The sequence below is a fragment of the Cellvibrio chitinivorans genome (genome assembly GCF_035117775.1).
Lineage (GTDB): Bacteria > Pseudomonadota > Gammaproteobacteria > Pseudomonadales > Cellvibrionaceae > Cellvibrio > Cellvibrio chitinivorans.
Genome location: NZ_JAYKKN010000001.1, coordinates 821,561 through 835,411, shown reverse-complemented (window position 1 = coordinate 835,411; position 13,851 = coordinate 821,561). Strand labels below are relative to the sequence as shown.

The following is a 13,851-nucleotide window of genomic DNA, read 5'->3' as shown; positions in this document are numbered from 1 at the left end:
GACTCTTTTTTATCAGCAGGATTAACGCAACACTTAGAAGGTGTAACGAGTACCTATTTGATAACGAGCGCCTAAGTCATCGTAACCCCACAACATGTTTTTGTTGCGTGCGTGCTCGCGACGATCTTCACCGGTCAGGTTGATACCTTCAAGCGATACTTGCCAGTTGTCATTGATATGGTAAGTCACGTTAGCATCGATTTGTGAGTATTCCTCAATATAACCAGGGTTGCCAGCACCAGCGTTGGTTCTATTCAGGAATTCGTCGCGCCAGTTGTAAGCGAGACGAGCTTCAATGCCGTAGTTTTCATACATCAATACCAGGTTGGCAGTGTCACTCAAACCTAACAAGGCAAATTGGTTGGCAGTGATGTCCATGTTATCGAAACTGATATCGCCTTTTACGATGGTGTAGTTTGCCATCACACCAAATCCGGTATCACCGAAGAAGTGTTGTGCAGCAAATTCAGCACCGTAGATTTTCGCTTCCTGATTGTTAACCGGGCTGCGCATAGTGAACAGCATTAGTGGATCATTCGCATCAGGCACAAAGTCACAGCTGATATCAGTACAGTTTTCACCTAACTCCTGCACCAGACTTTCTTCGAAATCAGCCGCACCGCCCGGGTAAGTCACTGGATCGCGCAATACCGCCATCATCGCATAGATGTGACCGTCATCAGTCGATAAGCCTTCCGCTTCGAGTGCAGCCAATGCAGCTTGTGCTCTTGGGCCTGCAGTTTGGTCGCGAATATCACCAATAGTGCGCTCAACTTGCTCGGTGCCTACAAAGTTGAGTACACGTTTTTCCCACAACCCGGCTGACACATAACTCGCGTCATCAAAATACCATTCAACTGACAGGTCAAAGTTGCTGGATTCCAGTGGAACCAGATTAGGGTTGTTACCTGTAGCTTGCACAGTAGTGCCGTCGTTCAGACTGGAGCCGTTGATGCCATAACCGGAAATCGCAGCGCCCAATGAGGTCAAACCGGGGCGAGCAATGGTTTTGCTGTAGGAGAAACGGCTGATCAGGTCATCGGTCAGATGAACAGCCAAATCCAGGTTGGGCAACAAGGCGTCGTAACTGTTTTTGGAAACCGTCATTTCACCTGCGGGCAAATAAACCTGCTGGAAATCGTTGTCAGATTGCCAAACAAAATGCGATAGCAGTGGCGTGTCTGATGATGAAGTTTGCTTGGTGGACTCATAACGCAAACCAGCAAGGATATCTACATCGCGCCCTGCCAATTGGCCGGTAGTGCCCAACTGGGCATAAACAGCATCAGTATTTTCCTGAATATCGTTGTTGCTTTTACTGTTGCGAGTACTCGCCAATTGATTGTCTTCAACACCAATATAAGCGGCCTGTGCAGTGTACTTGCTGACCAGAAACTCGCCCAACTCACGTGCGTCACCACGGTAACCAATATGCGGAGAATTGCCTGTGCTTACATCATTAAATTCGCCCGCCACATCGAATGGCTCGAATGAACCTTCGGGGAATTCGCCCGGTGCAGATGCACCCCAACCACCCAATACCTGGTTGTTGTTACCGTTGTAGTTGATGGTGTTGGAACCCATTTCACGGCGCTCGATACCAAAGTCGAAACGGCCATCTTCAAATTCCCATTGCGCATCGATTTTCGCTTGCGTCACTTCGGAGATTTGCTCCGCCGACCAGATACGCATTACCGACGAACTAAGATCTTCTTCACCTAAAGTTCCATTAATCGTGTGCGTCCAGCTTGGAATTTCCTGACCGCTAAATACCCAGCTGGCGCCAGTTTTGATAGGTGCGCCCACGCCGATATCCAATTCACCGGAGTGACCGGGGCCGGTAGGCAAACTTTCCAGTGTTGAGTCATGCACATCGAGGCTCAGAGTGAACTGGTCGTTCACCTCCCAATCCAGATTTAAACCAACGGATTCCAGAGTATCTTCCTGCGAGCGGTACTGCTGTGAAAAGCCGATATCGCGGGTTTCAGGGCTGTAGGTTTCCGTGATGATTCGTGGCGTTGCAATCGCAGAATCATCAAACTCGACGTAATCGAGGAAAGAACCGTTTTGCACCCAGGTGGTGACTTCGCCGCGATGCTCGGATTGGCTCTTTTGCGCGAAGGTGTAGTCCAAGGTACCGGTCAGGTTTTCAACCGGACGGAATTGCAAGGTCAATTGTGCGTTAGTACGTTCGCGCTCTTGGTCTGCAAAGGTGTAGCGAACATCATTAGGGCGCGAATAAAGTTGGCCAACCTCTGGTGCGTTCGCAAATATCGCACTGGACGCAGGATTGTTATAGAGCGTACTGCTGTCACCGCCACCCCATTCGGCAACCGACCAGTCGTTAACGGTAGCGCCGGTGTAACCTGAATCGCGCTCTTGAAAACTTGCGCTCAATGACACACCAAAGACTTCATTATCATCGCTCCAACTCACCAGACCGGAAATTTCCGGAGTGATGTCATCGCCAGTGCGGTTGGTGGTATCCGCAACGGCTTTAGCGCCAAAAGTCGCTTTAAGGCCAGGGTTATCCAGCGGGCGAGCGGTGTTGATATCGATAGTTGCACCTATACCACCCGCAGCGATATTGGCTTTACCGGTTTTGTACACCTCTACACCTGAAACAGATTCAGACGCGAGATTGGCAAAATCAAACGCTCTTGAGTTACCGCCGCGAGTAGAAGCGTCCGCCCCCGAGCTGCCACCATAGGCGCTACCAGTTGGCAGGGTTCTGCCGTTCAGGGTCACCATGTTGTAGTCAGGGCCAAAGCCGCGCACAGTGACGCGCGAGCCTTCGCCGTTGGTGCGATCAATCGACACACCGGTAATACGTTGCAGGGATTCAGCAAGGTTGGTATCCGGGAATTTACCGATATCTTCTGCGCTAATCGCATCAACCACACCCGATGAATTGCGTTTTACATCCATCGCGCGCTCCATAGACGCACGAATACCGGTAACCATAACTTCTTCGACTACCTCACCGCCCTGTGCCATCGCAAAACCACTCAGCCCGGTAACAGCGGTGGATGCGATAACTGTCGCGATGAGTTTTTTATTGAATTTCGCCCTTGTGTTCATGAAGTACTCCTATTTGACTAATTATGTTCAGGATTTTTATTGGTACTGCTTTTATTGGTACTACGCCGGATTAGTCACCCCAGGGGATGGGCAATCAACCCGGATTCATCTCGCGAACAAGATGCTCTGGCCACACCGAGCACTGCGGCTCGTTTCCCTTTTTATTCACCATTGCCGTGTTGTACTTATGAGTCGCACAGGGTGTGTGCTTTTGCATGGTTGAATACAAGTATCATATGTTCATATTGACTACAACAAAATGTATTGTCATGAGGCGCAGAAAGTTAAGAACTGTTACGGCAGGCCACACATTGGCGCATAAATCTATACGCGAGTAGCACTAAAAAAAGGATTTTGATTGATGAAATGATCGGTTTTAAAAAAGCTCGAAAAATACGAGAGGGAAAATAAAACAGGCGATACCGTTTTATTAGTAAAAACAATATCGCCCGTAATTTTTTAGAAGATAAATGCGTCAGTTCTGAGGCAAGGATAGAAAATACTCAAGCCGATCAGTGGTTCGGCTTGTCAAAAGGCAGGATATTAATCACCTGTACGGCGTCTTTTTTATCTTCTTCGGTTTGATTAACACGGGTTTCCAACTCGCGCGCGACCGGCTTAAAGCGCATCTCCTCTTTGTAGCCACAGGCGACACACTCGCGGTAATCCTTACCCTCTTCGTTGTAGACAACTAATTTGTCCATCTCTGAACAGCGCGGGCAAACCGCGCCCGCGACAAATCGACGTGTAGTGCTGTAAGCCATTTATGCTGCCTCGCCTGAAAAATCAGAAACCGCAATGCCAGAATGACGCAGAAGCGCGTCGATTTGCGGCTCGCGCCCGCGGAAGTTTTTAAACAATTCCATCGGCGCTTTACTGCCGCCTTGCTGCAGAATTTCTTGCAGGAAGCTCTCACCGGTTTGCTGGTTAAAAATACCTTCCTCTTCAAAGCGCGAGTAGGCATCGGCCGATAACACCTCTGCCCATTTGTAGCTGTAATAACCCGCCGCATAGCCGCCCGCAAAAATATGGCTGAAACTATTTTCAAAACGGTTAAATGCCGGTGGGCGAATCACCGCGACCAAATCGCGCACTTCGTTTAATACTTGCTGCACGGATTTTGGCGCGACCGGATCGTACTCCGCATGCAAACGGAAATCGAACAATGAAAATTCCAGCTGGCGAATCATTTGCAAACCGGATTGGAAATTTTTTGCGGCGAGCATTTTATCCAGCAGAGTTTGTGGCAACGGCTCACCGGTTTGATAGTGGCCGGAGATTAACGGAATCGCCTCCGGCTCCCAGCACCAGTTCTCCATAAACTGACTCGGCAATTCAACAGCATCCCATGCCACGCCGTTAATTCCACTCACCGCTGCCACATCAATTTGCGTGAGCATATGGTGCAAGCCGTGACCAAACTCATGGAATAAAGTAGTCACTTCATCGTGCGTTAACAGCGACGGAGTTTCGCCCACCGGTGGAGTGAAGTTGCAGGTTAGAAACGCTACTGGCAATTGCACGCCCTTATCGGTTTGGCGACGCACGCGGCAATCGGCCATCCAGGCACCGCCTCTTTTTTTATCGCGCGCAAACAAATCCAGGTAAAAACTCGCGATCTGTTCGCCGTTTTTATCGATATGGTAAAAACGCACATCCGGATGGTAGGTATCAAACTCGTTGATTTGTTTTACCTGAATGCCAAACAAACGCTGCACCACCTCAAACATGCCGGCGATGACTTTTTCTGCCGGAAAATAAGGGCGCAATTCTTCTTGCGATACTGCATATTTCTCTACGCGCAATTTTTCGCTGTAGTAAGTGGTGTCCCAAGCTTGCAAATCCGCACAGCCATTGGCGGCGGCAAATGCGCGCAGCTCGGCGTAATCTTGTTCAGCATAGGGTTTGGATTTTTGTGCAAGTTCATTTAAGAAATTCAGCACTTGCTCTGGCGATTCCGCCATCTTGCTCGCCAGTGAACGTTCAGCGTAATTGTTAAAGCCGAGCAACTTCGCCAACTCGTGACGCAGCGAAAGTGTTTCTGCAATTAATTCAGAGTTATCAAATTCTGCCGCTGAACTGCCATCCGATTTTTTACCTTGCGCCGATGCGCGGGTGACATACGCGGTGTAAATTTCTTCACGCAGTGCGCGATTTTCTGCATACATAATCACCGCGTAGTAAGACGGAAAATCCAAAGTGATTACATAGCCCGGAAGACTTTTTTGCGCTGCTGTTTGTGCAGCCTGCGCGAGTGCGGATTCCGGTAAGCCGGCTAAAGCTTCCGCATTATCAAATTGTTTGAACCAAGCTTGGGTTGCATCCAATACGTTATTGGAAAATTGTGTAGAGAGTTCTGATAAACGTTTTTGAATTTCGCCAAAACGTTTTTTATCGCTTTCATTTAAGGCAACACCGCCCAAACGGAAATCGCGCAAAGCGTTGTTGATAGTTTGCTGCTGTGCTTGAGTGAGTTTTGCAAACTCTTCGCTATCCGCCAACTGCTGATAGGCTTTGTATAAATTTTCGTTCTGACTGAATTCAGTCGAATAATCAGTCAGCAGGGCGATACTTTCGGTATAGGCTTTGCGCAATTCATCGCTATTAGCGACGGAATTTAAATGGCTCACCGGCGCCCAGGCTTGATCCAACTTATCGCCTTGCGCTTCCAAAGGCGCGGCCAAATTACTCCAGCTCGGCGTCGATAATCCATCCAACAAGGACTGCAATTGTGCGCGGCCATCATCAATCAATTGGCGTATGGCAGGCTCAACATGCTCAGCGCGAATCGCGGAAAAAGGCGGCAGTTTGTGACTGGCTAATAGAGGATTGCTCATTCAAGGCTCCGTGTGGCGAAAATCTAGCGGGGATTGGCGTATCATACACCCACAATTACGTTTGGTTTCGAGGAGTATATCTATGGGCGCGATTAGAAATTACCAAGGCCACACGCCCGAATTAGGTGCGCGGGTATTTGTTGATGAGTCCGCGGTGGTGATTGGTGATGTAGTACTCGGAGATGACTCCTCGGTCTGGCCCTGCGTAGTCATTCGCGGCGATATGCACCGCATTCGCATAGGCGCGCGCACCAGTGTGCAGGACGGCTCGGTGCTGCACATCACCCACGCCAGCGATTACAACCCCGCCGGTCACCCACTGATTATTGGCGAGGATGTCACCGTCGGTCACTCAGTCTGCTTGCACGGCTGTACGATTGGCAACCGCGTGTTAGTCGGCATAGGCACAACCATTCTCGATGGCGCGGTGATTGAAGATGAAGTTGTGATTGGTGCAGGTTCATTAGTGCCACCGGGAAAACGCCTCGAATCCGGCTTTATGTATATGGGCTCACCGGTAAAACAAATCCGCCCGCTGAAAGATACCGAGCGCAGTTTTTTCAAATACTCTGCCAATAATTACGTAAAACTGAAAGATACTTACATTCAGGAAAATCAGTAATTTTTATTCAGGAATTCTCCATGAAATATGCATTGCCTATTGCCCAAAGCAACACTGAATTTCCGGTAAATAAAATCATTTGCATCGGCCGCAACTACGCAGAACACGCGCGCGAAATGGGGCACGACCCAGAGCGCGAACCGCCGTTTTTCTTTTTTAAACCGCAGAGCGCACTCGCGCAAAATGGCGATGATTTTATCTACCCACATTTTTCCCAACAGGTCGAACACGAAATTGAATTGGTGGTGGCGATCGGCAAATCCGGCGCACATATTTCTCCCGCAGACGCAGCAGATTATGTATATGGTTTTGCGATAGGTTTGGATATGACCTGCCGCGATTTACAAAAAGAAGCCAAACAACAAGGCCGCCCCTGGGAACTGGCAAAAGGTTTTGATGGTTCAGCACCTTGTACTGCAATCAAACAAGAATCACTTGCTGATTTGGAAAAATACGGCGATTTAGTATTGACGCGCAATGGCGAAGAAGTACAGCGCGGCAACTGGCGCGATATGGTGTGGTCGATTCCTGATTTGATTGCCGAAGTATCGCGTTATATAAAACTAGAAGCGGGCGATTTGATTTTTACTGGCACTCCGGCAGGTGTTGGGCCAGTACAAAAAGGTGATGAATTGATTGCACAACTGGAAGGGTTTTCGCAAGCACTGAAATTGAAAGTGACTGAATAACACTAAAAAATCAGGTGATTTACTCACCTGATTTTTTATCTCTAATCACGGCAAATCAAATACAAGGGCTTTTACTGCTTGCGCTGTGGCCGTTAACTCCAGCACATCAATATCCGCTAATTTCGCTCCATCACCGGGTTTTACAATTTCACCGGCAATTTCCAATTCGCCATCAATCACATGAACATAATAGTGACGCGATTTTTGGGTTGGTAAAGTCGATTGCGCTTTTGGCTCCAACAACAATTGATAAATGCGCGCATCCTGTTTGATCACCAAACTACCTGCTTCACCATCCGGGCTTACCGCAAGAGTTAAGCCTTTGTTGTTGCCAAAATCTTTTTGCTGATATCCCGGCGCTTCGCCGTATACATTGGGTTGAATCCAGATTTGCAAAAAGTGTAAGCCTTTTGTGCGCGATGGATTAAATTCACTGTGACGAATTCCGCTGCCCGCAGACATCAACTGAAACTCACCCCGCGGCAGGGTTGCCACATTGCCTTCGCTGTCTTTGTGAGCGATTTCGCCGTCAAGTACGTAACTGATAATCTCCATATCGCGGTGGCCGTGAGTATCAAAACCGGCACCGGGCGTTACGCGGTCATCGTTAATTACGCGCAGCGCAGAAAACCCCATGTGACGCTCATCGTAATAACTGCCAAATGAAAAAGTATGTTTGCTATCCAGCCAACCGAAGTTGGCGCCGCCGCGTTCTTCACTACGTCTGATGCTGATCATGATTCACCTCCGTTTTTGTGCGCGGATATATTTCCGCGCACAACTTCAATTCACTGTTAAAAAATTTGCTCTGGCTACTGCGATTATTGTTTGGCAATCAAACTATCCACACTCGCGCGGCCACCACCAGAAATCAGCAGAGATACTGCACCTGCAAGCAACGCCAAACCAAACTCATATCCGTTGTTGCTCATAAACAGGCCGTTGTTGATATGCACCGAGAAGATCGCCACCAACATGGTCACCGCAAGCACCAATGCGGTAGGACGAGTCAGCAGGCCGAGGATCAAAAACAGGCCACCGAAAAATTCTGCGGAACCGGCCAATGCCGCCATGACTACACCTGGGCCAAGGCCGATGGAATCCATCCACTGACCAGTTCCTTGTAGGCCGTAACCGCCAAACCAGCCAAACAGTTTTTGTGCGCCGTGGGCGGCGAAGATGATCCCCAAAGGCAGACGCAGCGCCAATTGGGAGAAAGAGTTGTTGGTCGCCAGTACTTTAGTGATTGCGCTCATGGTATTACTCCGAAAAATTTGATTGGGGATTAAGGGGTTTGGCGCATCGCTAACTGCTTGTTCGCCTCACTTGTTGCCAGAATAGGCTTGTCACTTGGGATAAAAAAGCGGAACATTTTGAGTTATTAGTTCAAATTTTTTGAACACATCAATAAAGGTGAACCCATGCATCACGCTATCACTCTGGAAGCCTTGCGCGTACTGGATGCGATTGATCGTAAAGGCAGCTTTGGCGCCGCGGCTGAAGCCTTATTTAAGGTGCCATCGGCGCTTTCCTATACCGTACAGAAACTGGAATCCGATCTCGGCATCAGTTTGTTTGATCGCAGCAAACAGAAAGCCCAGCTAACCGCTGCCGGGCGCTTGTTGCTGGAACAGGGGCGGCAACTATTACAAGCCGCCAACGCGATTGAGGAAGCGGTGCAGCAGCTGGAATCCGGTTGGGAAACTCAGTTGCGTATCGCCATAGATACGGTGCTGCCACTCGCACCACTACTGCAGCAAATCAATGCATTTAATCAATTGGATAAACGTGTCGCCATCACCATCAGCGAAGAAGTGTTAGGCGGAACCTGGGATGCATTGATCGCCGAGCGCTGCGATCTCGCGTTGGGCGCAAGTGGCGATTTGCCAAAAGGCATTTTTGAATATCGATTAATGGGTGAAGTGGAATTTGTATTTGTCGTCGCAAAAGATCATCCGCTGCGATTCCATAAAGGCGCAATCGACGCTGCCGCCATCGCCGCTTTTCCAACTATCGTGATTGCCGATTCATCACTCAGCGCACCGGCACGCTCATCGGGTTTATTAGAGAGTCGACAAATTATTCGTGTACCTAACGCGATTGCAAAAATCCAAGCGCAAATTGCCGGTGTAGGTGTAGGCTTTTTACCAAAGCATTTAATTCAAAATGAGATCGCAAGCGAAGAATTAATTATTTTAGATTGCTCAGTACCGCGCCCGAACATTCCACTTTACATCGCATGGCGAAAAAATAATTCGGGTAAGGCGTTGCAGTGGTTTGTAAATGCCTGCGAGCAACCAAACTGGCTTACACACCAAAACTAATTCAGAAACCCAAGCGCAATAGCGATCACCACGGCATAGCGCAGCCCTTTGCCCAGGGAGACCAACACAACGAACTTCCAAAACGGAATGCGCATAATGCCCGCAATAAAGGTGAGTGGATCGCCAATGATTGGCAGCCATGAAAATAGCAATGAATAAACGCCGTAGCGCTCAAATTGTTGTTGGGCTTTTGCCAGTTGATTTGCGTTTACCGGAAACCATTTTTCATCCCGCCAATGCAAACAAGCTTTTCCCAAATACCAATTAATGCAAGAGCCCAGCGTGTTGCCGCTGGTTGCAACTATCCACAATAGTATTGGCGAATATTTCTGGTACAGCAGTGTGGCGAGCAGCGCTTCGGAGGAAAGAGGAAATAATGTGGCGGCAATCAATGCACTAAAAAACAGCGAGAGATAAGCCATAGCGTGAAGGTCATTTGAAAAAAGAAAAGCTGCTTTTAATAGATAAAAGCAGCTAGATGACGGTTATTTTTTCTCTGCCATTTGGCGACGCATGGCGGTGATAACCGGAATAACTTCCGGGCGAATTTGTCGCCATAAATAAAAAGCTTCTGCCGCTTGGCCGATTAACATCCCCAAACCATCGGCAATTTGTGCAGCACCAAAATCTTTTGCCCAGCGCAAAAAAATAGTCGGTTCTGCGCCGTACATCATGTCGTAACAGCAGGCATTTTCGGCGAGCAGAGTATCCGGCAGTGGAGGCAATTCGCCGTGCAAACTTGCGGATGTGCCGTTGATAACAATATCAAAACGCTCGTCACTTAATTGTTCAAAGGTTTTTGCCTGCACATCGCCCATATCATGAAAGTGCATGGCGAGTTCTTCCGCTTTGCTATAGGTGCGATTGGCGATTACTACACGCGCAGGTTGCTCCTCCAGCAACGGCTGCAAAATGCCACGCACCGCGCCGCCTGCACCGAGAATTAATACGCGCTTGTCTTTTATCTCCCAACCGAGATTGTGCATGTCGTGAATCATGCCAATGCCGTCGGTGTTATCGCCCAGAATGGTGCCATCACTTAATAACGCGAGTGTATTTACCGCACCGGCACGCTCAGCGCGCGCAGTGCGTTTTTGCGCAAATTCAAATGCATTTAATTTAAATGGCACAGTGATATTTAAACCTTTGCCGCCCTGCGCAAAAAACGCTTGAGCGGCTTGCTCAAATTCATCGATAGCAACCAACTGTTTGGTGTAGTGCATATCCTGCCCGGTCTGCTCGGCAAACTGGCGATGAATTCCTGGCGATTTACTTTGATTAATCGGGTTGCCAAAAACGGCGTATAAATCTGTCATGAGTCTTCCAAAACATAAATCAAAAACGAGAGAGAAATCCTACTCAATATTTATTTCAGCCATTCACGGTGCGGCAAAAATTTCGTGTAAAGCTCCGCTTCTGCACTGCCTGCTTCCGGCTGCCAATTGTATTCCCAGCGCACCAGCGGCGGCAGCGACATTAATATCGATTCAGTGCGGCCGCCGGTTTGCAATCCAAACAGGGTTCCACGATCATAAACGAGATTAAACTCAACATAACGACCACGACGATAGAGCTGGAAATCCCGCTCGCGTTCCGTAAAGGGCGTATCTTTACGCGCATTTACAATGGGCTGATACGCTGGCACGTAACTGTCGCCAACCGCGCGCATTACCTCAAAGCTATGCGCAAAACTCTCAGCATTGTAGTCGTCAAAAAATAATCCGCCCACGCCGCGCGCTTCGTTGCGATGTTTTAAATAAAAATACTCATCGCACCATTTTTTAAATTTGGGATATAGATGCTCGCCGTGGGGATCGCAGGCATCTTTGGCAGTCTGATGCCAATGAACCACATCGGCCTCATTGCCGTAGTAGGGCGTTAAGTCGTAACCGCCGCCAAACCACCACACAGGCGCCGCACCTTCCTTCTCAGCGATAAAAAAACGCACATTGGCGTGACTGGTCGGCACATAAGGGTTGCGTGGATGAATCACTAGCGACACCCCCATCGCCTCAAACGCGCGCCCCGCTAACTCCGGTCGATGCGCCGTTGCCGAGGCGGGCATTTGGGTGCCGTGTACATGAGAGAAGTTGACGCCACCCTTTTCGATCACTGCGCCATCGGTCAGTACACGCGAGCGGCCACCGCCACCTTCAGCGCGCGTCCAGTTGTCCTCTACGAATTGCGCGCCGCCATCTTCGGCTGCCAAGGCATTGCAGATGCGGTCTTGTAAATCGAGCAGATAGGCTTTAACGGCGGATTTATCCGGCCCATGCGAAGTCGTCATAGGGAATCCTTAGCTGTGCGAGAAGTTGGCAGGGAATCAAAACGGCCGCTATTTTACGCGGCCAGCAGCAGAAAGGGGAAACTCATTGGCGGGACTATAGCTCTGGTTGATTTTGATCAACCAGAGCAGGGATTTATCAACCCGGACGGATAATCGCACCTGTCAGTAAATCACGGATTTCCGAGGGCGACGCGCGTTTGCCGACTTGGCCGGTGGTCACCGCATCCAACTGATAACCAAAGTAGCGATAGACTTGATGGATACTTGTTGCCGGAGGCAGCCCTTGCGGATTACAGGAAGTAGACACCAGTGGCCCACCAAAGGCGCGCGATAAACCCGCCGCTACCGGATGATCAGTCACACGCATCGCAACACTGGAAAAGCGGCCACTGATCCACTCGGGAATCAAGCCATTATTCGGCACCAACCAGGTATGGGGACCGGGCCAGGAATTTTTCAGCCGCTGACGCTGCAGATCATCAAGATGGTAGATAAAAGGCTCAAACATGCGGATGTCAGCGGCGATCAGGATCAATCCCTTCTCAACCGGACGACTTTTAAGCGCGAGTAAATGCAGCACCGCCTGCTCATCAAAAGGGTTACAACCCAAGCCCCAAACAGCTTCGGTAGGGTAGGCAACGACACCGCCCAACTTCATTTGTTTGGCGGCAAAGTGTACGCGGGGGTTTAGCGACCAATCGATCATGGGCATTACCTATTATCAAGTTATAGCCAATCTACCCCAGCTATTGCCCAAGCTCAACTGTTCATCCAGTAGTTACAGCCGCTGATAACAGGCGCCAATTTGCTGGATAAGCCCTTTGATTTCCAACCCGATTAGCTGCGCCGATAAACTCCCCACATCCAACCCGGTACGCTCAGCCAAGATATCCACGGGCAGCGGATCGTAACCCAGCGCTTGCAGCAGACTTTGTTCATCAGCATTGAGCGATGGCTCGTTAAGTGAGGGATTGTTTAGAAGCGGCATATTATCTGGCTCGACAGAATCCTCGAACAATTCCGTCTGCTGTGTCTTAGCCGATCTCACTTCCTGCCGCTTGTAACTGAGCAGCCCAGCGAGCTGATCGACAATATCTTGGGCCGTTTCTACTAAGGTCGCCCCCTGACGAATCAGCTGATGGCAGCCACGCGCCAAAGGATTGTGAATGGAACCGGGAATCGCAAAGACTTCACGGTCATGTTGTAGCGCATAGGATGCCGTGATCAGCGAGCCGCTCTGCACCGCTGCTTCCACCACCAAAGTGCCACCACTCAAACCGCTGATAATGCGATTGCGCTGAGGAAAGTTGCTGGCATGGGATGAGGTACCCAGCGGAAACTCGCTCACCAGCGCACCGCCGCTATCGATGATCTCCTGCGCCAAGGTTCTGTGACGCGCGGGATAAATAAGGTCGATCCCAGTCCCCATCACCGCGATGGTTCTGCCACCAGCACGTAGGGCACCGCGATGTGCTGCCGCATCTATCCCCAAGGCCAGGCCACTTGTAATCGCAAAACCCCTCTCTGCCATATAGTGCGCAAAACGCTCGGCGTTTTCGCTGCCGCCACCGCTGGGGTTGCGACTGCCAACAATCGCCAGTTGCGGCAAACTGAGACAAGTAGGATCACCGCGCACAAACAGCAAGGGTGGTGGACGCGGAATTTCGCGCAGCAAACGCGGGTAGAGCGGATCATCTTGCGTCAGGCAATGAAGATTTGTTTGGGACTCGATGTAGGTCAGATCGGCCGCCAGTTTGTGGCCAATATCGCTGGATTCAGAGTCAGCATAAAACTGACTAAGCATATCAGCAGCAGCCGGATTGAGGAGCGAGCGTAGCGAGTGAACTGGTTGATCAAAAAATTGTGTAGGGCTGTCGAATAGCTCCATCAATTGCCAGTAACCAGCAACACCAATATTAGGGAGACGTAACAGCAGCAGAGTAGCCGCGAGAGGGGAAAGCATAGCATCATCCTTGAGGCTGGCTGCCCGAGCGGGCAGCCGATAAGACCG

13 protein-coding genes are annotated in these 13,851 nt (G+C 49.8%); 3 read left to right on the top strand and 10 right to left on the bottom strand.

All coding sequences use genetic code 11. The features are described 5' to 3' along the window. Nucleotides 1–33 precede the first annotated feature (33 nt). The 3 genes from SPL68_RS03565 to prlC all read right to left on the bottom strand — a co-directional run bounded on the left by SPL68_RS03565 (nt 34) and on the right by prlC (nt 5,918). A complete protein-coding gene (locus SPL68_RS03565; protein ID WP_323813693.1) occupies nt 34–3,081 on the bottom strand; it encodes a TonB-dependent receptor in 3,048 nt (1,015 codons plus the stop codon). Nucleotides 3,082–3,593: 512 nt separating this feature from the next. Beyond that, nucleotides 3,594–3,845, bottom strand: coding sequence for a YheV family putative zinc ribbon protein (locus tag SPL68_RS03560; RefSeq protein WP_323813692.1), 252 nt, complete (start codon nt 3,843–3,845; stop codon nt 3,594–3,596). After that, nucleotides 3,846–5,918 (bottom strand): oligopeptidase A, encoded by a 2,073-nt coding sequence (prlC, locus tag SPL68_RS03555; RefSeq protein ID WP_323813691.1) that lies wholly within the window; start codon nt 5,916–5,918, stop codon nt 3,846–3,848. 82 nt (nt 5,919–6,000) lie between these two features. Between prlC and SPL68_RS03550 the strand changes: the two genes are divergently transcribed. Both SPL68_RS03550 and SPL68_RS03545 read left to right on the top strand, forming a co-directional pair. Next, on the top strand, nt 6,001–6,540 hold the full coding sequence (locus SPL68_RS03550; protein WP_323813690.1) for a gamma carbonic anhydrase family protein: 540 nt from the start codon (nt 6,001–6,003) through the stop codon (nt 6,538–6,540). A gap of 20 nt (nt 6,541–6,560) precedes the next feature. Then, nucleotides 6,561–7,229 carry a fumarylacetoacetate hydrolase family protein gene (locus SPL68_RS03545; protein WP_323813689.1) on the top strand — a complete coding sequence of 223 codons (669 nt, stop codon included), beginning with the start codon at nt 6,561–6,563 and terminating at the stop codon, nt 7,227–7,229. 45 nt (nt 7,230–7,274) lie between these two features. On the opposite strand, the gene SPL68_RS03540 is transcribed toward SPL68_RS03545, so the two are convergent. Then, a complete protein-coding gene (locus SPL68_RS03540) occupies nt 7,275–7,967 on the bottom strand; it encodes a pirin family protein (protein WP_323813688.1) in 693 nt (230 codons plus the stop codon). A gap of 83 nt (nt 7,968–8,050) precedes the next feature. After that, nucleotides 8,051–8,485: a DoxX family protein gene (locus SPL68_RS03535; RefSeq protein ID WP_323813687.1), complete on the bottom strand. Its 435-nt coding sequence runs from the start codon at nt 8,483–8,485 to the stop codon at nt 8,051–8,053. A gap of 165 nt (nt 8,486–8,650) precedes the next feature. Between SPL68_RS03535 and SPL68_RS03530 the strand changes: the two genes are divergently transcribed. After that, complete coding sequence (locus SPL68_RS03530; RefSeq protein ID WP_323813686.1) at nt 8,651–9,553, top strand: LysR family transcriptional regulator; 903 nt, start codon at nt 8,651–8,653, stop codon at nt 9,551–9,553. Here SPL68_RS03530 and SPL68_RS03525 read toward each other — a convergent pair. The 5 genes from SPL68_RS03525 to dprA all read right to left on the bottom strand — a co-directional run bounded on the left by SPL68_RS03525 (nt 9,550) and on the right by dprA (nt 13,803). After that, nucleotides 9,550–9,975 carry a YqaA family protein gene (locus tag SPL68_RS03525; protein WP_323813685.1) on the bottom strand — a complete coding sequence of 142 codons (426 nt, stop codon included), beginning with the start codon at nt 9,973–9,975 and terminating at the stop codon, nt 9,550–9,552. The two genes, SPL68_RS03530 and SPL68_RS03525, sit on opposite strands and share 4 nt — an antisense overlap. 63 nt (nt 9,976–10,038) lie before the next feature. Then, nucleotides 10,039–10,869 carry a shikimate dehydrogenase gene (gene aroE / locus SPL68_RS03520; protein ID WP_323813684.1) on the bottom strand — a complete coding sequence of 277 codons (831 nt, stop codon included), beginning with the start codon at nt 10,867–10,869 and terminating at the stop codon, nt 10,039–10,041. A gap of 50 nt (nt 10,870–10,919) precedes the next feature. After that, nucleotides 10,920–11,840: an oxygen-dependent coproporphyrinogen oxidase gene (gene hemF / locus SPL68_RS03515; RefSeq protein WP_323813683.1), complete on the bottom strand. Its 921-nt coding sequence runs from the start codon at nt 11,838–11,840 to the stop codon at nt 10,920–10,922. A 136-nt stretch (nt 11,841–11,976) separates the two neighbouring features. Beyond that, nucleotides 11,977–12,546 carry an L-threonylcarbamoyladenylate synthase type 1 TsaC gene (tsaC, locus tag SPL68_RS03510; RefSeq protein ID WP_323813682.1) on the bottom strand — a complete coding sequence of 190 codons (570 nt, stop codon included), beginning with the start codon at nt 12,544–12,546 and terminating at the stop codon, nt 11,977–11,979. A 72-nt stretch (nt 12,547–12,618) separates the two neighbouring features. Continuing rightward, nucleotides 12,619–13,803, bottom strand: a complete 1,185-nt coding sequence (gene dprA, locus SPL68_RS03505) for a DNA-processing protein DprA (protein WP_323813681.1) — start codon at nt 13,801–13,803, stop codon at nt 12,619–12,621. Nucleotides 13,804–13,851: the final 48 nt, after the last annotated feature.